Raw genomic sequence first — 1,662 nt, forward strand, 5'->3', positions numbered from 1 at the left:
TGTAGCCATAACAAGGTCGCAAGGCTACCGATGGGCGTAAACTTTGGTCCCAAATCGTTGCCAATGACGTTGGCATATATCATCAGCTCACGAGTGGCAGCCGGTACTTGCGCGCTATCAATAGCCAGTGCACCTACTAAGGTGGATGGCATATTATTCATGATAGAGGCCACGATTGCTGAAAGAAATCCCGTCCCTACTGTAGCGATAATATTGCCCTGCTGCCCTAACCAATTCAGTATTTGAGCACCATAAGCCGTCAGTCCTGCATTACCCAAGCCATACACCACCAAATACATACCCACAGAAAACAAGACGATTTGCCAAGGCGCGTTACGTACGACATCAGACACCGAAACAACGGCATCTCGTCCGCCTTGCCACCAGCGGCCTGCGATTGCCATTAATACTAATGCCGCCGCACCAGTGACGAGGAAGATAGGAATACCTAGTGACTCGGTGGCAAAATAAGCAACCAATAACAAGGCAAGCAGCGGAAAAGCTGCCTTAAAAACCAGCGGATCTTCGATAGCGGATGCAGGTGCGCTAAGATTGGCAATGGAATAATGTGTTGGAATTTGGCGGGCATAGACCACCCACAGCACTGCTAATGTCGCGATAACAGAGACAATATTTACCGGCACCATGACCGCCGCATAACGTCCAAAGCCAATATCAAAATAATTAGCGCTGACGATATTGACCAGATTAGAAGTCACTAACGGCAAACTTGCAGTATCAGCAATAAAGCCCGTGGCGATGATAAAAGCCAACGCCGATGGCGGTGAAAACTTAAGCCGTAGCAAGATAGCGATGACAATCGGTGTTAGAAGTAATGCAGCGCCATCATTGGCAAAAAACGCCGAGATAAACGCGCCCAATATTACAATCATGGGAAACAACAACCGTCCCTGCCCATTGCCAAGTCTGGCCACATGTAGCGCCGCCCAACCAAAAAATCCTGCTCTATCTAAGATAAGCGAGATGATAATTAGCGCTACAAAAGTAAAGGTCGCATCCCAAACGATGTCCCATACAATACCGACATCGGATAACTGCACCACGCCAAAAGCTAAGGCGATTAAAGCCCCACCCAGCGCGCTCCAACCAATACCCAAGCCTTTAGGCTGCCATATCACTAAAACCAACGTCACGATAAAGATAGTTAATGCGAGCATGGAGCAACCTTATTTACAGCGTGTTGATTATAACTAGGAGATATTACAGCGACTTTTGATTGACACGTTGCGACACTGATTCAGCACTTTCCACCCGTTCTGAATAGCGATCAGTCAGATAGGCTGAGCGTCCACGAGTGAGCCAAGTGAACTTAACTAGCTCCTCACAGACATCAACGAGACGCAGATATAAGGGCGACTTGTCCATGCGATTATCGTCGTTAAACTCTAAAAAGGCTTTAGGGATAGACGATTGATTGGGGATAGTAATCATACGCATCCAGCGCCCCAGAATGCGCAGCTGATTGACGGTATTAAAGCTTTGGCTGCCGCCGCTCACTTGCATCACCGCTAAGGTTTTGCCTTGGGTTGGACGTACGCCGCCCAGTGCGAGTGGTATCCAATCGATTTGTGCTTTCATAATACTGGTGATGCTGCCGTGGCGCTCTGGACTCACCCACAGCATGCCTTCTGACCACTGCGC

2 protein-coding genes are annotated in these 1,662 nt (G+C 48.6%); both read right to left on the reverse strand.

Annotation, left to right across the window (positions count from 1 at the left end):
• Positions 1-1,178, reverse strand: a 1,178-nt coding sequence (locus tag ACTXGO_RS13370; RefSeq protein ID WP_443574864.1) for an arsenic transporter, incomplete at its 3' end; no start/stop codon positions are given.
• A 43-nt stretch (positions 1,179-1,221) separates the two neighbouring features.
• A partial coding sequence (locus tag ACTXGO_RS13375; protein ID WP_443574865.1) for an NAD(P)H-dependent oxidoreductase occupies positions 1,222-1,662 on the reverse strand: 441 nt, incomplete at its 5' end.

The organism is Psychrobacter sp. T6-1, from assembly GCF_052258445.1.